At 65.4% G+C, this 19,221-nt stretch carries 19 protein-coding genes; 12 read left to right on the plus strand and 7 right to left on the minus strand.

Annotated features, from left to right (window positions below; all coding sequences use genetic code 11):
- The first annotated feature begins 118 nt into the window (after positions 1 to 118).
- Positions 119 to 1,369 carry an MFS transporter gene (locus ACTDXD_RS17780; protein ID WP_440123619.1) on the plus strand — a complete coding sequence of 417 codons (1,251 nt, stop codon included), beginning with the start codon at positions 119 to 121 and terminating at the stop codon, positions 1,367 to 1,369.
- Positions 1,370 to 1,465: 96 nt separating this feature from the next.
- Entirely contained in the window at positions 1,466 to 1,939 is a 474-nt protein-coding gene (locus ACTDXD_RS17785) for a hypothetical protein (RefSeq protein WP_169687748.1), read from the plus strand.
- Between the two features lie 5 nt (positions 1,940 to 1,944).
- Here ACTDXD_RS17785 and ACTDXD_RS17790 read toward each other — a convergent pair whose 3' ends face one another.
- Together ACTDXD_RS17790 and ACTDXD_RS17795 are read right to left on the minus strand one after the other, a co-directional pair.
- Positions 1,945 to 2,103 (minus strand): hypothetical protein, encoded by a 159-nt coding sequence (locus ACTDXD_RS17790; protein WP_440123620.1) that lies wholly within the window; start codon positions 2,101 to 2,103, stop codon positions 1,945 to 1,947.
- Positions 2,104 to 2,182: 79 nt separating this feature from the next.
- Positions 2,183 to 2,356, minus strand: a complete 174-nt coding sequence (locus ACTDXD_RS17795; protein WP_440123621.1) for an antibiotic biosynthesis monooxygenase family protein — start codon at positions 2,354 to 2,356, stop codon at positions 2,183 to 2,185.
- A gap of 144 nt (positions 2,357 to 2,500) precedes the next feature.
- Here ACTDXD_RS17795 and ACTDXD_RS17800 point away from each other — a divergent pair, with 144 nt between their 5' ends.
- The gene (locus tag ACTDXD_RS17800; RefSeq protein WP_440123622.1) at positions 2,501 to 4,216 is read left to right on the plus strand and encodes a hypothetical protein; all 1,716 of its coding nucleotides are present in this window, start codon (positions 2,501 to 2,503) and stop codon (positions 4,214 to 4,216) included.
- A gap of 4 nt (positions 4,217 to 4,220) precedes the next feature.
- On the opposite strand, the gene ACTDXD_RS17805 is transcribed toward ACTDXD_RS17800, so the two are convergent.
- Complete coding sequence (locus tag ACTDXD_RS17805) at positions 4,221 to 4,367, minus strand: hypothetical protein (RefSeq protein WP_169687747.1); 147 nt, start codon at positions 4,365 to 4,367, stop codon at positions 4,221 to 4,223.
- Positions 4,368 to 4,583: 216 nt separating this feature from the next.
- Between ACTDXD_RS17805 and ACTDXD_RS17810 the strand changes: the two genes are divergently transcribed.
- A complete protein-coding gene (locus ACTDXD_RS17810; RefSeq protein WP_440123623.1) occupies positions 4,584 to 6,044 on the plus strand; it encodes a SulP family inorganic anion transporter in 1,461 nt (486 codons plus the stop codon).
- A gap of 49 nt (positions 6,045 to 6,093) precedes the next feature.
- The gene (locus ACTDXD_RS17815) at positions 6,094 to 6,288 is read left to right on the plus strand and encodes a hypothetical protein (protein ID WP_440123624.1); all 195 of its coding nucleotides are present in this window, start codon (positions 6,094 to 6,096) and stop codon (positions 6,286 to 6,288) included.
- A gap of 82 nt (positions 6,289 to 6,370) precedes the next feature.
- On the opposite strand, the gene ACTDXD_RS17820 is transcribed toward ACTDXD_RS17815, so the two are convergent.
- On the minus strand, positions 6,371 to 6,571 hold the full coding sequence (locus ACTDXD_RS17820) for a CsbD family protein (RefSeq protein ID WP_169687744.1): 201 nt from the start codon (positions 6,569 to 6,571) through the stop codon (positions 6,371 to 6,373).
- Between the two features lie 183 nt (positions 6,572 to 6,754).
- On the opposite strand from ACTDXD_RS17820, the gene ACTDXD_RS17825 reads away from it, so the two are divergent.
- A complete protein-coding gene (locus ACTDXD_RS17825) occupies positions 6,755 to 6,916 on the plus strand; it encodes a hypothetical protein (protein ID WP_440123625.1) in 162 nt (53 codons plus the stop codon).
- Between the two features lie 30 nt (positions 6,917 to 6,946).
- On the opposite strand, the gene ACTDXD_RS17830 is transcribed toward ACTDXD_RS17825, so the two are convergent.
- The gene (locus tag ACTDXD_RS17830; protein WP_440123626.1) at positions 6,947 to 7,960 is read right to left on the minus strand and encodes a magnesium transporter CorA family protein; all 1,014 of its coding nucleotides are present in this window, start codon (positions 7,958 to 7,960) and stop codon (positions 6,947 to 6,949) included.
- Positions 7,961 to 7,978: 18 nt separating this feature from the next.
- Complete coding sequence (locus ACTDXD_RS17835; protein ID WP_440123627.1) at positions 7,979 to 11,476, minus strand: protein kinase domain-containing protein; 3,498 nt, start codon at positions 11,474 to 11,476, stop codon at positions 7,979 to 7,981.
- A 160-nt stretch (positions 11,477 to 11,636) separates the two neighbouring features.
- On the opposite strand from ACTDXD_RS17835, the gene ACTDXD_RS17840 reads away from it, so the two are divergent.
- From ACTDXD_RS17840 to ilvA, 6 genes are all read left to right on the plus strand, one after another.
- The gene (locus ACTDXD_RS17840) at positions 11,637 to 11,999 is read left to right on the plus strand and encodes a hypothetical protein (protein ID WP_440123628.1); all 363 of its coding nucleotides are present in this window, start codon (positions 11,637 to 11,639) and stop codon (positions 11,997 to 11,999) included.
- Positions 11,990 to 13,120 carry a class I SAM-dependent methyltransferase gene (locus tag ACTDXD_RS17845; RefSeq protein ID WP_440123629.1) on the plus strand — a complete coding sequence of 377 codons (1,131 nt, stop codon included), beginning with the start codon at positions 11,990 to 11,992 and terminating at the stop codon, positions 13,118 to 13,120. Before ACTDXD_RS17840 ends, ACTDXD_RS17845 begins: the two co-directional genes overlap by 10 nt.
- Positions 13,121 to 13,257: 137 nt before the next feature.
- Positions 13,258 to 14,109, plus strand: coding sequence for a Bax inhibitor-1/YccA family protein (locus tag ACTDXD_RS17850; RefSeq protein ID WP_440123630.1), 852 nt, complete (start codon positions 13,258 to 13,260; stop codon positions 14,107 to 14,109).
- Positions 14,110 to 14,207: 98 nt separating this feature from the next.
- On the plus strand, positions 14,208 to 15,593 hold the full coding sequence (locus tag ACTDXD_RS17855; protein WP_440123631.1) for a cystathionine beta-synthase: 1,386 nt from the start codon (positions 14,208 to 14,210) through the stop codon (positions 15,591 to 15,593).
- Positions 15,594 to 15,608: 15 nt separating this feature from the next.
- Complete coding sequence (locus ACTDXD_RS17860) at positions 15,609 to 16,760, plus strand: cystathionine gamma-synthase (RefSeq protein ID WP_440123632.1); 1,152 nt, start codon at positions 15,609 to 15,611, stop codon at positions 16,758 to 16,760.
- Between the two features lie 71 nt (positions 16,761 to 16,831).
- Positions 16,832 to 18,055 (plus strand): threonine ammonia-lyase, encoded by a 1,224-nt coding sequence (gene ilvA / locus ACTDXD_RS17865; protein ID WP_440123633.1) that lies wholly within the window; start codon positions 16,832 to 16,834, stop codon positions 18,053 to 18,055.
- A 76-nt stretch (positions 18,056 to 18,131) separates the two neighbouring features.
- Here ilvA and ACTDXD_RS17870 read toward each other — a convergent pair whose 3' ends face one another.
- The gene (locus tag ACTDXD_RS17870; RefSeq protein ID WP_440123634.1) at positions 18,132 to 19,127 is read right to left on the minus strand and encodes an ABC transporter substrate-binding protein; all 996 of its coding nucleotides are present in this window, start codon (positions 19,125 to 19,127) and stop codon (positions 18,132 to 18,134) included.
- Between the last annotated feature and the right edge of the window lie 94 nt (positions 19,128 to 19,221).

Consider the following 19,221-nt stretch of genomic DNA (forward strand, 5'->3'; position numbering starts at 1 on the left):
GTTGATTCTGGGTCAGGCACGGCGGGAGGCAGGGACGCCGTGCGCGTCTTTCTGCACGCAGAAAGTTCCTGAAAAGGTACTGATGGCCCACAACTCCAACCCCTCTCATTTTCGCGCCATGCACGATCTCGTCGGATCGGCGTACTTTCCGGTATCGGCGTTGGCTCGTCTGCCGCTGTCCATGCTCGTCATGGGTGTGTTGACCTACGTCGTCGCATCCTCATCCGACTTCGCTTCCGCAGGCATCGCGGCCGCGGTCACGGGAGTAGGGGTCGCTGTCGGCGCCCCGCTGTCCGGAATCGCATCCGACCGCTGGGGTCAGCGGTGGGCGCTCCTCGTCTCCACCGCGGTCTACGTGCTTGCGGTGCTGGCAGTCCTTGCTGCGGGCGACCCGGGCGGCGACGCCCCGGCGTTGTCGCCGGGCCTGCTCGCGGCGGCATTCGTCGCAGGAATCGTGGTGCCGCAGTGTGGCCCGATGACCCGCGTGCGGTGGATTCGTGGGCTGTCGAGCCGCGGCTCAGAGCACGCCGTCGGGGAAGCCCAAGGATACGAGGGCACGATGGACGAACTCGGATTCGTTCTCGGCCCGGCGGCCGTGGGCATCGTTGCTGCGCTTTTCGGTGCTGCGGCGCCGCTGTACGTCCTCATCGCGCTCACGGTGATCGTGGTGCCATGGTTCGCGTTGCATCCCAGCGCACAGTTCGCAGCACCTGCCGACGGCGTCGACCCTTTGGGCGAGGGGGAGTTCTCCTCCGCGAAAGTGTCGTGGGCTCCGGTATCGGTCCTCTTCCTCGGGATGCTCGGCATCGGAACCATTTTCGGCTCGCTGGCCACCACCACCGCGGTCTTCGCCGATGAGACCGGCCACCCGGGAAGTGGGGGCCTGATCTACGCCGCACTCGGCTTGACCTCGGGCGCAGCCGCATTGAGTGTGTCACGGTGGAGTGGACGTCTGAGCGCGTCGGTGAGGTGGACTGCATGTGCGCTCGTGCTGATTCCTGCTCTGGCATTGATGTGGTTGCCGAGCGTTCCGTGGCAGATGGCGGTCGTCCTGCTGTTCGTCGGCGCACCGATCGGCCCGATCCTCGTGACGATCTTCAAGGTCGCAGGCGATCACACCCCTGCGCGACGTCTCGGATTCATCATGACCCTGCTCAGTGCCGGAATCACCCTGGGCACCTCGATCGGGAACTGGGTCGCTGGTGAGGTTGCGAACGCGGGCGGTCACTCGGCCTCCACCTGGGTGGCCTTCGGCGCGGGAATGGCACTGCTCGCGTGCGGCGTGTTGTTCACCGTTGTTCGATTTGCACCCGCGAATGCGGCAACTCCACGGCCGCCTGCACAGGACGTACTCGAACCACTCGGCTGACCACACCGGTATCGATGAGAAACACGATCACGCGGACGGCGTCGACCTGATCATGGTGCACTGGGTGGACAATCCGTCCACGAGAAAGGTGCATGTATGTCTTTACGAGCCCTCCGCCGCGTCGGCGCCGCCACATTTGTCGCCGCAGGCATGCTCACGGGACTCGCAGTAGGAACCGGGACGGCCGCGGCCGACACGGTCGAGGTGCCGATGGATCGGTGCTGGGGCGTGAGCCCGTACATCCTCGATCAGCCCTACGCCCCGGCCCGCCTGTTCGGTTACCAAACCGAATCGGGCAGCATCCAGCTCCAGATGCCCGACGTGTCGAGCCTGTGGTTCTTCGCCGGTGGATATCAGACCGACGTGAAGTTCGACTGGCACAACATCGCCACCGACGAGCGCGGCACCCTCACCGACACCGCGACCGTCGCGTACCCGGGCGGTGACGTGGTGACGTTCGATCTGAACTCGGGTCCCGGACCCGTCGAGTTCACGGTGAGCGCGGTCAACAGCATTCCGCTGTGGAGCATCCCGACCACATCGTGCGGTGGCGTCGTCGACGTGTGGTGAGCGAGCTACGCAGCAACCGGCACGCGGCAACCACACCGGACGGCACGTCGGTGTTCGTCGTCGTCGAGCCGGCCGTACTCGTCGCACTGCCCGCACTTGGGTGCCAACGGCATCCGGGGCGCGGGCAGTGCGCGCCACAGGCGCAGCCAGCCGTGCACGTGCATCGTCGGATTCGAAGGCCGGTGCGCGGTTTTCGCAGCAGACGCGAGGACGTCGACGCCGTGTAGCGCGGCCTTCTCCGGCTCACATGTGGTCTATCCGCTCGTAGTGCTCGAGGGTCGGGAAGGGTTCGTAGAAGTCGTGCAGCAGTGAACGCCGCTGCTGGTACTCGGGTGATTCACGGAATCCCTGGGTGTGGTCCTCGAGCGTGTCCCACTCGACAAGACCGACCTCGGCGGCTGTGCCGCACGGCCACAACGCCAGCGGACAGAAGCGGCCTGCCTGAACTGTTGTATCTGTCTGCAGACCATGTTCGTGTAGCCGACCCCGGCGCCCTTCCCGCTGAAGTAGCCGAATTTCCCGTCGAAGCCTGGGCGTGTCCTTATTGTGTACGCATCACTGATGATGGGGGCAGCGATGGGCAGCAGTGCAATCCGGGTGGTTCTCGCGACAGCAACGGCATTCGCTGTCGGTATCGTCGTCGCGCCGTACGCCTCTGCTCAGGACGGCAGGATCGAGGTGCCGTACACGTCGACCGCGCCGCTCGCCGACATGGTGATCGGTTCGGTCGTGTCCATTCCGGCTCCGCTGCCCGAGAGCGCCGGCGCGCGACCGGCCCAGTGCGATCGCTTGTCCTACCTTCGGTGGCGGTCGGTCGACGGCCCGGCAGATTCGACGCGCGCCGACCGCATCTTCGTCGCCCAACCGGGAATCTTCGAGGGCGCAGGGGCATTCGAAAGCGTTGCGCGCAACACCGTCGTTGCGGCCGCTCGACGAGGTGCACACGTCGAATTCTGGGCGCTGGACAGGCGATCGAACTGCCTCGAAGACCACACCGGAGTGCAGACAGCTCTCGCGACCGGCAGCCTCGACACCGCCACCGACTACTACTTCCACGACGCCGAGATCGATGGGTCGCGCTTCGCGGGCTACGCCTCGGGCGACGACACCGCGTGGCTCGTACACGTCGGACTCGAACAGACGCTCCGGGACCAGTACGACCTTCTACGACACGAACTTCCCGACCCGGGGCTCCGCAAGGACAAGGTTCTGTGCGGCGGACACTCTTTGGGCGGCTTCATCACGGGGTTCTTCGCTGAATGGGACTTCGACGGAAACCCGCAGACCCTCGGCGACGCCGGATTCAACCAGTGCTCGGGGTATTTCGCGCTCGATACCGTGATCGCAGCGAAATCTCCCGCACCGGTGGGCGGATCCTTCCCAGGGATCCCCGACATCGTGAAGACTTCGCTCGATGCAGCGACGGGAGCTGTCGTCGGCGACATGCCGGTTCTGGCGCTGCCTGCGGTGATCAATCCGGAGACCACGAATCTGCTCGCATTGGCCGGTCTCGCCGCGCGCCTCGCCCCGGAGGGCGTCAACGACCTCGTCGAACGGCTGCCCGACAACCCCAACGTCGACTGGACGCTCCGATCCCTGCTGGCGAAGGACGCCGCGATGTTCGCGACGGGGACACCGGATGTGCGCATCCTCAATGCCACCAACGAGGCCGTACTCGGCGCGATACTCGACGACAATTCGCAGCCGTTCGGCTTCTTGCAGGTCAGCGTCGGATTCATTGCCGGAGCTCCTGTGCAGGACAAGCTGTTTCCGGTGCCGAGCACAACCGAGGTGTTGTCGACGGGAATGTTCGGCGACGCACCGAAAGCGTCGCCCGCAGTGTACGGCGCGGATGTGCTCTACAGATGGCTCGACTACGACGAGGTCGCGGCAGCAGACTCGCTTTCGAACGAGGCGCGCTACACGAACCCGGCGAGCGAGGTCACCTCGATCGCCGAACTGGCGCGTAATCTGTCGGAACCCCCGTTGGACTTCACGGAGTGGTACTTCCCGACTCGGCTGCCATCGGATCTTGCGCTGTCGTCGGCTCCGTCGTTCGCGACACACCACATCCACAGGGACGGGGTCGCGCGGAATCCGATACTCACATTGGTGGGAAGCGGCGGAATCTCGCTACCGGATTCGGATCACCCGGACGACGTGCCCATTGTTCTTCCGGGCTACAACCACATCGACGTGCTCACCGCTGCGGGCGCGACCCACGACGGCCGCACCGAACCGGTATCGGCGGCGCTGGCCGACTTTGCGAGGAGATAGTGAGTCAGGCTCCGCGCGAAGAGAAGATCGACGTGTAGTCGAATGGCTCGGTCGACGTCTGGTGCTCGGCCTCCACAACCGCCGGTTCGGTGTTGTTCGGGTCCACCGGCTGCAGGAACAGCGGGTTGTTGTCTTCGGTGTGCTGGCTCATGTGAGTCCTTTCAGGTACTGCTTCGAACACTTCAGGTGTTGGCGAGGAACACGCGGGCGCGGGGTACGCGAAACCAGGAGCGTGCAGCTCGGGGGAGGATCATCGAGGTTCGTATCGGGAAGATGTCCGGAGGTATCGAACCGGTCGATGGTCCAACACTACACCCGGCACCGCTGCGAGGCGCGACGCCACGACGGGCGCGCCTAGACTTCAGCGGTGAATACCGTTCGTTCGACCCTCCGATCGCCTCGGAGATTGACAACTGAGATCCTCGCGGGGCTGGTCACCTCCCTGGCCCTGATTCCCGAGGTCGTCTCGTTCGCGGTCATCGCGGGAGTCGACCCGAAAGTCGCGTTGTACACGTCCTGTGTCATGGCCATCACCATCGCGTTCGTGGGTGGGCGGCCTGCGATGGTGTCGGCCGCAGCCGGCGCGACAGCCCTGGTCATCGCGCCGCTGGTGTCGTCGCACGGGCTCGACTACTTGATTGCCGCGGTCTGGCTGGCAGGAGCGTTGCAGATCGTACTGGCGCTGGCAGGCGTCGCACGTCTGATGCGCTTCATCCCCCGTTCGGTGATGATCGGATTCGTCAATGCGTTGGCCATCCTCATCTTCAGCGCCCAGCTGGGGCACCTGTTCGACGTGCCGTGGCTCGTCTACCCGCTGGTCGCGTTCGGCATTGCGATGGTGGTGTTCATTCCGAAGCTCACCACCGCGGTGCCCGCCGCGTTGATCGCGATCATCGTGCTGACCGGTATCGTCGTGCTGTTCGGCGTGGATGTCCCCGACGTCGCCGACCAGGGTGAGCTTCCCGGAGGCTTCCCGAGCTGGATGATCCCGGACGTACCGCTCACACTCGAAACCCTCCGGATCATCGCCCCGTATGCGGTGGGCCTGGCGCTGGTGGGATTGATGGAGTCGTTGATGACAGCGAAGCTGGTCGACGACATCACCGACAGTCACTCGGACAAGACCCGCGAGGCTTGGGGCCAGGGCGTCGCGAACGGCGTTGCCGCGCTGTTCGGCGGCATGGGTGGGTGCGCGATGATCGGCCAGACCATGATCAACGTCAAGGAAGGTCGCGCGAGGACCCGGATCTCGACGTTCTGCGCGGGGATGTTCCTTCTTCTCCTGTGCGTCACCGTGGGAGATGTGGTCGGAGCGATCCCGATGGCCGCATTGGTCGCGGTGATGATCGTGATCGCGGTGACCACGTTCGACTGGCACAGCATCGCCCCCCGGACCCTGAAACTCATGCCGGTCAGCGAAACACTCGTCATGCTCGTGACGGTGATCGGAACGCTGGCCACCGACAATCTTGCGGTCGGTGTGGTCGCGGGTGTACTCACCGCCATGGTCGCGTTCGCGCGGCGGGTCGCGCACATGACGCGCGTCCGCGCCCTCGACGTGGACGGCGTGCGCACCTACAAGGTATCGGGCGAGTTGTTCTGGGCATCGAGCAATGATCTGGTGTACCAATTCGATTACGTCGACGACCCCGAGCGTGTCGTCATCGACCTCACCGACGCCGAGGTGTGGGATGCGTCGACCGTGGCGACATTCGATTCGGTGCTTCACAAGTACTCCGAGAAGGGGAAGTCCGCGACAATCGTGGGTCTGGAGGGCGCCAGCCTGCGCCGGGTCGAGATGCTGTCCGGAAACCTCGGCGACAGCTGATCGGGGTCGGCGACGTTTGGCTGCCGTTCCTCCCGGGAAGCCCATCCCCATGGCAACCTACAGAGTGATCGACCCCAACGGGGATGTAGTGGACACCAAGGACATCGACAGCGCCGACGACGCCCACGCGTGGTTCGTCGATACTCGCGCCGACAACACCGAGCTCGGCTGGCGCATGGAAGCGCAGCACGAGAACGATGGCACGTGGCACTTCTTCGACAGCACCGAAGGGACCTCGGAGTAACGGAGTAACACTCCACAGAGAGGGCCGGTGTACGGAAACTTCCGTACACCGGCCCTCTTTCGGATCTGTGTGCTGCCGGCACCTACTTGTTCTTGAACGCGTCCTTCACGTCCTCCACAGCGTCGGAGACCTTGTCGCCGGCCTGCTTCATGCCGCTCGAGGCGCGGTCGCCCTTGCCTTCGGCTTCGAGATCGCGGTCGTCTGTGGCCTTGCCGGTCTGTTCCTTGACCTTGCCGGTGGCTTCTTCCACCTTGTGCTTGGCCTTGTCGATGAAGTCTGCCATCGATCCTCCTCATGCTTGCCGATGGATCTTCGTGCCATGAAGAGATACCCGCGGGATCGGGAGGCAAACGTCCACACCTCCGGGGACTTCGCGTGCAAGACTTCCTGGGTACGCAGTCGTTGATCACACCGCAGTCCCTGATCGCACAGCAGTCCCTGATCACACGAGGACCCGGGAGGTGTCATGTCTCGAGCGAACGACGAAGACCCCATCGGTGATGCGCCGGACGCCGACCCGGAGCTGGTGCGCAGCGGCGCGGGCAGGCGTCGTGCGTCCGTGGCGTCGGTGATCGCAGCAGTCATCGTCGTAGTACTGATCATCGTCTTGATCCTCGTACTCATCTGAGTGCGCCGCTCGGATCGGAAGATGCAGTGATCAGAGCCAGTCGCGCCGCTTGAACAGCAGATACAGCAGTCCGGCCGATCCTGCGATGACGCAGGCGCTGACGAGTACACCCCACCCGTGACCGAAGCCCGGGTAGGGCACGTTCATGCCGTACCAGCCCGTGACTGCCGTTGGCACGGCGATGATCGCGGCCCACCCGGTGAGTTTCTTCATGACCGTGTTCAAGCGCGCATCCTGCAACGACAGGTTCGTTTCGAACAACGTGGTCACCATGTCGCGCAGCGATTCGGTCCATTCCGTCGCCCGGATCACGTGGTCGTAGAGATCGGTGTACCAACCGTCGAGTTCTGCATGGTTGCCGGTCTCGGCGCGGTGGCGCATCACCGCGGTCACGACCTCGCGCATCGGAAGTACGATGCGTCTGAGCTGGACCAGTTCCTTGCGCAGGCGGTAGATGCGGTGCTGGGTCTCGCGAGTCATCGGCGTGTCGCCGAAGAGTCCGTCCTCGATGCCTTCGATCGCGTCGTCGAGGGCCTGGATGGTGTCGAACTGGCCGTCGACGATCACGTCGAGCAGACCGTGGAGCAGGGCGCCGGTGCCGAACTGCAGGAGGTCGGAATGCTCGTCCCACCGGCGGACGACCTCGTCGATGTCGAACTGTCCACCGCGACGCACCGTCACGATCCCGCGCGGCAACACGAACGCCGAAACGCGGGTGGTGTGTAGCCGTGATTCGACTGTGCTGAGCGCATCGGAGTCCCGTTCGAGCTCGGTCGCGTACACCGTGAGGAAGGTGTGCGTGGGGTAGTGGGTGGTCTTGGTACGTTCGCCGCGCGCAATCGCGTCCTCGACCGCATGAGCGTCCAGTGTCAACTCGGTGGCGAGCGCGCTCAGCTGATCGTGCCCGGGGTCGTGCAGGTCCACCCACACGAGCGCTCTGTCGTCCGCGAGATGCTCGGACACCTCGTCGAGCGAAAAATCGTCCGCGACGAGCACACCATCGCGCCACAAGCGGGTACGTACCTCTCCGGGGAGATCGTCCATGCTCGAAGTGTGCCGTATTCAGAGCTCGGTGCTGGTTTCTCCGGTTTCGGTGAGTCGCAGCATCTCGTCGACGAACGCCGCATCGACGACCGGCCAGCCCGTAGGCCATCGATCCTCGTGCAATCTGCCGCGGAGGGAGACGAGTACGTCGACGACGTGCGCCCCACCGTCGACGAGGTACCGGAGCATGCCGCGGTCGCCGCAGATCTCGATGGCCGGTGCGAGGATCTCTTCTGCCTCCTCGAGGCGTCCCGCTGCGTGCAGACATGCGGTGAGTAGCCGTGTGGCCTGCAGATGTGCACGTCGTCGTCCGTTGTAGTCGGTGCGCTGCTGCCACAGTCGAGCCCACTCGACAGCCCGCGCAACCGAATCAGGGTCTCCGGTGCGATACAACAGGCGGATCGCGGTGGCATCCTCGATCTGTTCCGTGACTTCGACGATCCCGTCCGGGTCGGGTTCGAGGGACTCCGGCATCGAACGTGCGGCTTGCGGGGCAACGGGCAGACCGAGCCGGGCGCGTTCGTTCTCCACACGGGCTCGGAGCCGGGGCAGGCCGAATTCGGTGGCTGCGCGCACGCCGTCGTTCAGCAGCGCCGCCGCGTCGTCATGCCTTCCGCGCAGAATCTTCAGTCGTGCGCCGATGACGAATCTCGCGATCATGAAATCGGGCACCCCGCCCTGGATCCCGAGTTTCTGGCTCTCGTCGAGCAGGGTTTCGGCTTCGGCGATCCGGCCGGATTCGTACAACAATTCCCCGAGCATCGCTGCTGCGAGGCGAGCTGCGTGCGAGTGGATCCCACCGTTGCGCCGAGCCAGCTCGAGACCCTTGCGGAAATGGGCTTCAGCGTCCTGGATGTCGAGCAGTTCACTTGCGGCGATACCGGCCAGGCATTGGCCGTAAACGGCGGTGAACGCGCCGCGGGTGCGGGTGTGGAACTGCTCGGCCCATTGCTGGCGCCTTCGTGCATCATCGAATTCGAACCGGTAGATCTCGACGAAGGTGGCGACGTTCGCCGCGGCGGAAACGATCCACGGCGAGAGGGTGTCGGCGGCGTCGAGGGCGGGTGCGACGAGTTTCTGGACACCGACGATACGGTCGGAGTAGATCGCCATGGCCCCGTCGACGACGTCGGCCTCGATGAGCATGGCCTCGGCCTCGGTTTCTCCGGGGGCGTTGTGCCCGAGGAGGTTTCGTGCGGTGTCGAGGGCTGTCTGGGCCTCGGCCTGCCTATTGAGTGCAACCAGCGCCCATGCCGACACCAGTTGCAGCCGGGCGTTCGCCGCAACCGCGCGCGGCGGCAGCTTTCCCATCAGCACGAGGAGCGTCGACATGCGTGAATGTTCCATCAGAAACATGCCGTCGGTGGCGACGAGGTCCACTGCGCGTTGCTCGTCGCCTGCCGTGAGGGCATGGTCGACGGCTTCGCTGAGCATGTGGTGACGTTCGAACCACGCTGCTGCTTTCCGGTGCAGTTCCGGGATCGTGTCGGGCCGATCGCGTTCGAGGCGGCGGCGGAGGAAATCGAGGAACAGGTGGTGATACCGGAACCAGATGCGTTCGTCGTCGATGTGTCGGAGGAACAGGTCACGCTGTTCGATCTCCTCGAGCACAGCCTGCGCTCGTGGATGCCCGGTGAGTGCCGAGGCGAGGCTGCCGCTGATGGATTCGGTGATCGAGGTGTCCAGCAGGAACTCGTAGGTCTCGGGTTCGAGCGTGGACAGGACGTTGTCGGCGAGGAACTCGCCGATCGCATGGTGTCGTCCGGTGATGCTTTCGATCATCCCCGTCGGATCATCGCTGTCGCGCAACGACAGCGAGGCGAGCTGCAACGCCGCGGCCCATCCTTCGGTGGACTTGTTGAGGTCCTGCACGTCCTCGCGGTCCAGGTGAAGGCCGCTGACTTCGCGTAGGAACGAATCGGATTCGTCCGTGTCGAAACGCAGGACACTCGAATCGAGTTCGACGAGTTCGTCCCGCATCCGCATGCGACTCAAGGGCAGCCCGGCCTGAGACCGGCTGGTCACCACGATCTGCAGGTGGTGGCAACCTCGTTCGAGGAGGAAGTCCAGCGCGGCGATCGTTTCGGGTGAGGTGACCCGGTGCCAGTCGTCGATCATCAGGGTCATGTGCACGTCGGCGCGGTGCAGATCGTCGATCATGGTGCTCAGGACGTAGCGTTCGGCGTTGTCGCCGTGTGACTCCAGGATCTGCGCGAGTTGCCTGCCGAGCGGTGCTCGTACCTGTTTGACCGCTTCGATCAGATGGGTCAGGAACCACAGGACGTTGTTGTCGTCGCTGTCGACGGCGAGCCACGCGACCTGGATACCGTCGCTCGTGAGCACGTCGCGCCACTGTGCCGCGAGGGTCGACTTACCGAAACCGGTGGGCGCGTGGATCGCGGTGAGTCTGCGCCGCCGGCCCGCTCGCAGCAGATCGATCAGCCGGGTGCGGTCGATCAGTGGCCTGTTGGCGGCCGGTGGACGGAAGCGAGTCGCAGGTGAGGTCGACGGCGATGTGAACGACGTCGACGGGAGGCGTCCCGAATCGCTTGTCGAGGAGGTCGACGGTAGCGCTGCGGGAAGGGAGTGCCCGGGAGCGTCCTCGGGTAATGCCATGTCGTCGACGGGCAGACCGAAGCTGCGTTCGAGTTGCTGAAGCTCCTCCCCGAAGTCCATGGCGGTCTGTGGACGCCCTGCGGGGTCGGTCGACATTCCGCGTTCGAGTACTTCGCAGAGCGAGTCGGGGAGCCCGCCGCCCCGGAGATCCGGGATGGGCTCCGACGTGATCCGAAGGAATTGCGCAACGACCTTCTCACCTTCCCGGCGCTCGTATGCGGCATGGCCGGTGATCGCGCAGAACAGGGTCGCCGCGAGCCCGTAAACATCGGCCGCGGCGGCGGGAGTGTCGCCGCGCAGAATCTCGGGAGCTGTGAACGCGGGCGATCCGGTGATTGCTCCGGATGAGGTGCGAAAACCCCCGCCGACTCGTGCGATGCCGAAATCGGTGAGTTGAGGTTCGCCGTATTCGGTGATGAGGATGTTGCCCGGTTTCACGTCGCGGTGCAGTACGTCGTTCCGGTGGGCGGTTTCGAGCGCTCCCGCGACCTTGATTCCCAAGCGCACGGCTTCCGGCCACTCGAGTGGGCCGTGTCTGCGGATCCGTGCCTCGAGGGAGTCGTGCGGGTGGTAGTGCATCACGAGGTACGGCAGCCCGGTGTCGCCGGTGCCTGCTTGGAGCACGGTGACGATGTGCGGATGGCCGGACAACCGGCCCATCGCGCGTTGCTCCCGCAGAAACCGGTCCATGTTGTCGGGATCAAGGGTGGTGCTGAGAATTTTCACCGCCACTGTCCGGTCGAGCGATTCCTGACGGCATCGGTAGACCACACCGAAACCGCCTCGACCGATCTCTTCCGGATCGGTGAATCCGGCAGCGGCCAGTGCCCGAACGGTGTCGGCCTCGTTCGCGGTCAGGACCGGCGCGGCTCGGGTGGCGAGCGGGTCGTTTTCGGTCATCAGGGTGCCTCGTTCAGGGGTTTCTCCAGGATAGTCCCGCTGGGTGCACGCCCGGCGCTTATCTCTTCACCGGCCTCGATTACCTTTGTGCCGCCGGGGCGCGTCGACGAAGCCGACGACCCGGACGAAAACGACACTGCGACGAGAAGTGGACACACACATGAAGAAGACTCTCGCGGCGCTGCTCGGTGCGGGCGTGGTCCTGCTGGCGGCGGCGTGCGGATCCTCGGACGAGGCATCCGACTCGGCCGAGGACACCACCACCACGACCACCTCTGCATCGGCCGAGTCCGGTACTCCGAGCAGCCCCGCGGTGAACCTCGGCGACAGCTACGAGGACAACTGCGCGGCCATGCTCCCGTACCTCGACGAGCTAGAGGAATGGGGTCAGGATCGCGCTGCGGCTGCGGCCGCGGTCGCGGAAGCTCAGCAGCAGCTCCCGGAATGGGAGAACCTGAGTGAGGAAGAACAGGCCGATACCCTCAAGGCCATCGAGGACGCCGGTAAGGGGCAGTGCTCATAAACAGCGAGTTGTTCGACAGGTTGCGGCGCTTCCCTGACGTGGAAGCGCCCAATCTGCTTGCTGTCGACGCGGCGGACCGCCTGATTCTCGACGAGGCGGACGCCGCGCTCGTGGCCGCGCCCGACGGATCCGTCGTCGTGATCGACGACCACTTCGGTGCGCTCACACTCGGCACCGCTGCCCGGCACGATGCGTCCGGATTGCGCGTTCACCAGGATTCGATCGTCGCCGAACGCGCATTGGCCGCGAACGCCGACCGTGAAGGCATGCTGGACCGCTTCACCTCCGGCGGCCTGAGCGAGGAGCTCCTGACCGGCGCGCAGGTGGTTCTTCTGCAGCTGCCTCGATCGCTCAGCGCTCTCACCGAGATCGCGGAAGCCGTCGCCCGGTATGCAGCACCGGAGGTCACTCTGTTCGCGGGTGGACGGGACAAACACATCACAGTCGCCATGAACGATGTCCTCGGCCAGTCGTTCGGCGAGGTCCAGGCATCGCGGGGAAGGCAGAAGTCGAGGGTCCTCAGAGCCCGGAAGCCGATTCCCGGCGCGCCGACCTATCCGGTCGCCGAGACACTGACCGACCTCGATCTGACCGTTGTCGCGCACGGTGCGGTCTTCGCAGGCCCGCGCCTCGACATCGGGACCCGCTACCTCCTCGACTTCCTGCGTCAGACCCCGCGGGACATCGGCGTGGCGGTGGACCTCGGGTGTGGCACCGGAATCCTCGCCGCGGAGCTGGCCAGGCTTCGGCCTTCGGCGCGAATCATCGCGACCGACCAGTCCGCCTCGGCAGTGGCCTCCGCCGCGGCGACCGCCGCTGCGAACGGTCTGGCCGACCGCATCGAGACTCTCCGCGACGACGTCGCATCCTCGCTACCCGATGCGTCCGTCGACGTCGTGGTGTGCAACCCGCCGTTCCACATCGGTGCTGCGGTGCACACCGGTGTCGCGGTCAAGATGTTCGAATCGGCCGCCCGCATCCTGCGTGACGGCGGCGAATTGTGGACCGTGCACAACTCCAACCTCGGCTACCATCGCAACCTGCAAGAACTGGTCGGCCGAACAACCGTTGCGGGTCGTAACCGCAAGTTCACCGTGACCCGATCGGTCCGCACCCGGTAGAGTCCGGTTTGTCCGGGGCCGCTTCGCGGCATCGAAGACGGTCCGCTCCGCGGTGGGGAACTTTCGTCGCGGCTGCCTCGTTCAATGGACAACCAGGTTCAACGGACAGAAGCGAACCATCAGAAGGGAAGTGCACGGTGCGCACCACCAGCAATCCGGTGTTCCGCAACCTGCCCAAGCAAGAGGGCGGCGGATACGCCTCATTCGGCTCTGCGACAGCGGGCGCCGCTCAGGTAACCCAGCAATTCGGACAGCCGCAATATGCGCCTGCAGATCCGTGGGCGCGTCCCACCGATCAGCGGTCCATGACGATCGACGACGTCGTCACCAAGACCGGCATCACGCTCGGCGTGCTCGCCGTCACGGCGCTGATCTCGTACGTACTGGTCAACTCCAATACCGGTCTGGCTCTGCCCTTCGTGGTCGGCGGCGGACTGATCGGTCTCGTCCTCGTCCTCGTCGCCACGTTCGGCCGGAAGATGGACAACCCGGCCATCGTCCTGGCCTACGCGGTCGCAGAAGGCTTCTTCCTCGGCGCGCTGTCGTTCATGTTCACTGACATCACCTTCGGTGGCGCCGGCGGCTCGACGCTGATCGCTCAGGCGGTCCTCGGCACCTTCGGCGTGTTCTTCGGCATGCTCGTCGTCTACCGCACAGGCGCGATCCGCGTCACCCCGCGGCTGACCCGCATGATCGTCGGCGCCCTGGTCGGTGTCCTGGTTCTCGCACTCGGCAACCTGGTCGCGAGCTTCTTCATCGACGGCGGACTCGGCCTGCGCGACGGCGGCGCTCTCGCCATCATCTTCAGCCTCGTGTGCATCGGCATTGCCGCATTCAGCTTCCTGCTCGACTTCGACGCCGCTGACCAGCTGATCCGCGCCCAGGCGCCGGAGAAGGCTGCGTGGGGCGTGGCCTTCGGTCTCACCGTCACCCTGGTCTGGCTGTACGTCGAGATCCTGCGACTGCTCAGCTACTTCCAGAACGACTAGTCTTCAGCCGCACAGCGGCCGGACCATCTAGTAGGTGGTCCGGCCGCTGTCGTATGGCCGAGAGGCCCTCGACAACCGATGTCTGAGAACATGGTGGTATGCGCATCGCGGATTCTGTTGTCGACCTCATCGGAAATACCCCCCTGGTCAAACTCAACTCGGTGGTCAAACCCGGATCGGCGCTGGTGGCAGCGAAGATCGAGTACCTCAACCCCGGCGGTAGCTCGAAAGACCGCATCGCCGTCAAGATGATCGACGCCGCCGAGGCCTCGGGCGAACTGAAGCCCGGCGGCACGATCGTCGAACCGACCTCCGGAAACACCGGGATCGGTCTGGCTCTCGTCGCCCAGCAGCGCGGATACAAGTGCGTGTTCGTCTGCCCCGACAAGGTCAGCGAAGACAAGCGCAACGTGCTCAGGGCCTACGGCGCCGAAGTTGTGGTGTGCCCGACCGCGGTGCCGCCGGAGCATCCCGACAGTTACTACAACGTCTCCGACCGGCTCGCCCGCGAGATCCCCGGTGGCTGGAAGCCGAACCAGTACTCGAACCCGGGCGGTCCCGAGAGTCACTACGAGACCACCGGCCCCGAAATCTGGAACGACACCGACGGCAAGATCACACACTTCGTCGCAGGTGTCGGCACCGGCGGCACCATCAGCGGCACCGGCCGCTATCTCAAGGAGGTGTCGGGCGGCAAGGTCAAGGTCGTCGGCGCCGACCCGGAAGGCTCCGTGTACTCCGGCGGCACCGGCCGCCCGTACCTCGTCGAAGGCGTCGGCGAGGACTTCTGGCCCGCCGCATACGACCCGGCCATCCCCGACGAGATCATCGCCGTTTCCGACGCCGACTCGTTCGAGATGACCCGCCGCCTCGCCCGCGAGGAAGGCATGCTCGTCGGCGGCTCGTGCGGGATGGCGATGGTCGCGGCCCTCGAAGTCGCCGAGCGAGAAGGTCCCGAGGCCGTCGTCGTGGTGCTGCTGCCCGACGGTGGTCGCGGATACCTGTCGAAGATCTTCAACGACAAGTGGATGGCGTCGTACGGCTTCCTCCGCGCCCCGCTCGACGGCAAGCCCGACGACTCCACAGTCGGCGACGTGCTGCGCGGCAAATCCGGCGACCTGCCCGCACTCGTGCACACCCACCCCTCCGAAACTGTGCGCGACGCAATCGAGATCCTCCGCGAATACGGCGTCTCGCAGATGCCCGTCGTCGGTGCCGAACCACCCGTCACCGCGGGCGAGGTCGCCGGTTCGGTCAGCGAACGCGAACTGCTCAGCGCCGTCTTCGAAGGACGCGCGAATCTCGCCGACTCCGTCGAGAAGCACATGAGCCCGCCGCTGCCCAACATCGGTGTCGGCGAGTCGATCGCTTCCGCGACAAAGGCGTTCGGCGACACCGACGCGCTCATGGTGATCGACGACGGCAAACCCGTCGGCGTCATCACCCGCCACGATCTGCTTGGTTTCATCTCCGAAGGCCGATAGGACACCGATTTCACAATGACGGACAACACACAGCACGGCTTCGCCACACGCGCCATCCATGCAGGCTTCGAGCCCGACCCGCAGACCGGCGCGGTCAACGTGCCGATCTATGCGTCGTCGACGTTCGCTCAGGACGGCGTCGGTGAAATGCGCAACGGCTTCGAATACGCGCGCACCGGCAACCCCACTCGTCGCCCACTCGAAGCGAATCTCGCAGCGCTCGAAGGCGGCGCCTACGGTCGCGCGTTCGGTTCGGGTATGGCGGCCACCGACTGCCTGCTGCGTTCGACGCTGCGGCCCGGCGACCACCTCGTCATCCCCAACGATGCCTACGGCGGCACGTTCCGGCTCATCGACAAGGTATTCACGCAGTGGGGTATCGAGTACACACCCGCCGCGGTCAACGATCTCGACGAGGTGCGCGCAGCCCTGCGGCCGAGTACCAAGCTCGTGTGGGTCGAGACCCCCACCAACCCGCTTCTCAACATCGGTGACATCGCCGCGCTCGCGGACATCGCACATACCGGCGGCGCGAAGCTCGTCGTCGACAACACGTTCGCGTCGCCGTACCTGCAGCAGCCGCTGTCACTCGGCGCCGACATCGTGCTGCACTCGACCACCAAATACATCGGTGGTCACTCCGACGTCGTCGGGGGAGCGCTGGTGGCGAACGACGAGGAACTCGACACGGCGTTCGCGTTCCTCCAGAACGGCGCAGGTGCGGTGCCCGGGCCGTTCGACGCCTTCCTCACGTTGCGGGGCATCAAGACCCTCGCGGTGCGGATGGAGCGGCACAGCGACAATGCCGAGAAGATCGTCGACGCGCTCTCCGGGCACAAGGCGGTCACGTCGGTGCTCTATCCCGGTCTCGAGTCGCATCCCGGTCATGAGGCCGCTGCCAAGCAGATGCGTCGTTTCGGCGGCATGATCTCGGTGCGTCTGGCAGGCGGGCGGGAGGCTGCGCTCGACTTCTGCAAGCGCACGCAGATCTTCACCCTCGCCGAGTCGCTCGGCGGCGTCGAGTCGCTGATCGAGCACCCGGGTGCCATGACGCACGCGTCGACGGCGGGCTCGGCGCTCGAAGTGCCGGACGATCTCGTGCGGCTGTCCGTCGGCATCGAGGATGTTGCGGATCTGCTGGCCGACATCGAGCAGGCTCTGGGATAAGTCCCGGCGACACGCGAGGAGGCGCCCGCCTGGGCGCCTCCTTGCGCGTTCGAGTCCCCTACGCTGAGGCGATGGGTGCATTCGATCAGGCGCGGATAGGAGAACCGGAGATCCGTGCGGCAGCGGAAGTGCTTGCGCCCGTCATGCGGAGAACACCGGTGTTGCCGTCGCGTGTGCTCTCCGAACGTACCGGCGTCCCCGTGTGGTTCAAATGCGAGAACCTCCAGCACACCGGCTCGTTCAAACCGCGGGGTGCGTACAACCGGATCGCGAGGCTCGCAGCGGACGAGCGGGCGCGCGGTGTCGTTGCGGCGAGCGCGGGCAATCATGCGCAGGGAGTCGCGTGGGCGGCGACCGGGCTCGGCATCGCCTCGACGGTGTTCATGCCGGTCGGTGCGGCCCTGCCGAAGGTCGCCGCGACCCGTGCCTACGGCGCCGACGTCCACTTCGCCGGCCACACGATCGATGACGCGCTCGTAGCGGCGCAGGACTTCGCGGCGGAGACGGGCGCGGTGTTCATCCACCCGTACGACCACGAGGATGTCGTGGCCGGACAAGGCACCGTCGGACTCGAGATCGCTGCGCAGCTCCCCGATGTGAGCGCTGTGGTTGTTCCGACCGGTGGCGGCGGTCTGCTGGCAGGAGTCGCAGTGGCACTCGCTGCTGTCCGGCCGGGGGTTCGGGTGATCGGTGTGCAGGCCGAGGGCGCGGCCGCATGGCCGGGTTCGTTGCAAGCGGGGCACCCCGAACGGGCCGAGGCGATGTCGACCGTCGCTGACGGTATTGCCGTGGGAATGCCTGGGTCCGTACCGTTTCCGCTCGTGCAGGGCCACGTCGAGGGCGTCGTCACTGTCAGCGACGACGCCCTCGCCAGAGCGTTGGTGCTGTGCATGGAGCGGTCCAAGCTCATCGTCGAGCCCGCGGGAGCTGCTGCGGTCGCTGCGCTGTCCACCGCGGGACTGGAGCTCGACGGCCCGGTGGCCGCGATCCTTACCGGCGGCAACATCGATCCGCTCGTTCTGACTCATGTGATCGGACATGGCCTGCGAGCAGACGGTCGGTATCTTGCTGTGCGCGTGTCGATCCTGGATCGGCCCGGTGCTCTGGTCGGATTGCTGAGCGTTGTCGGAGATTCCGATGCCAGCGTCGTCGACGTCGTACATTCGCGTACGGCGGGGCAACTCGCGCTCGACGAGGTGCAGGTCGCACTGACGATGGAAACCCGTGGTGCGCAACACCGCAGTGAGGTACTCGATGCGCTGCGCGACGCCGGTTACGTGCTGCAGATCGAATAGGCCGGTGGCCTGGCCGTCTCGGAGGACGACCAGGCCGATCGGTCGACGCCGTTGCGGTGGTGTGTTCGGTGCCAGCTCAGCCCCGCTGCGACTCGAGTGTTGTGAGTGCTTGTTCGAACAGGTCGAGGTTGTAGTTCGCGTCCTCGAATCCGCCCACGGTGTCCTTGCCGCCGGGGAACACGGTGTCGTTGACGACCGCCGGTACCGCCTCGAAGAGTGGTTCGGCCATGACAGCCTCGAGCTCTGCGTTCGGCTCGCCGCGAAGGTTCGTGACGTGGAGCAGCACTGTGCCGTCGAGCACGACCGGAAGCTGCTCGACGCTCAGTTCGGCTTCACCGGCCGACTCTGCGCCTGCGACTGCTTGCTCGGCGGGCGCGATGCGCGCGCCGGCCTTCGTGAACACACTTCCCCAGATGCTCTCGCCGCTGTAGGTGTTGAACGTGCCCGCATTCCAGGAGCCGAGCAGCGCGAAGGTCTCGGTGTCGAGGGCGACGCGGTGTGTTTCAGCGATACGTGCGGTGCGCTCGTCGAAGTCGGTGACCAGCTGCTCGTAGGTGTCTTCCTTGCCAAGTGCCTGCGCGACAAGCTCGACGCGTCCTTGCCAGTCGGCGCGACCGGGTCCGGCGATGTCGAGCACCAGCACGGGTGCGATCTCGCGGAGTGGGGCCAGATCACTGTCCTCGATGCGGTTGTGGGCGATGATCAGGTCCGGCTCGAGAGTGGCGATCTGCTCTATATCGGGTTCCGATCCGTTGGATACGACCGGGACGTCCTCGATCTGTTCCCAGGTTTCCGGTGTGATGGACGTTTCATCCACGGCGCCGCGCCCGACGGGGACGACACCGAGATTGATCAGAGGCTGCGTCGCGATGTGATGGATGGTGACGATGCGCTCGACGTCGACGGGGATTTCCACCTCGCCGGAGCCGTCGGTCACCGTGCGGACGGCAGCCTCCGTCGGTGCGGTCTCGGCGGGTTCGGGTGAGCTGCATCCCGTCAGGATCATGGCCAGGCTTGCTGCGGCGACCAGTGCACCGACTCCGAATCTGCGGCGTGAACGTGTGGCGAACATGGGACCTCTCGTGGGGACAGGACAACGCGGCACCGTATGGACGCGCGTAATTGCGAAAACGTTTCGCAATTGGCTAAGGTTAACCTAATCAATG

This window comes from Rhodococcus sp. SJ-3 (assembly GCF_051918125.1).
GTDB lineage: Bacteria > Actinomycetota > Actinomycetes > Mycobacteriales > Mycobacteriaceae > Rhodococcus.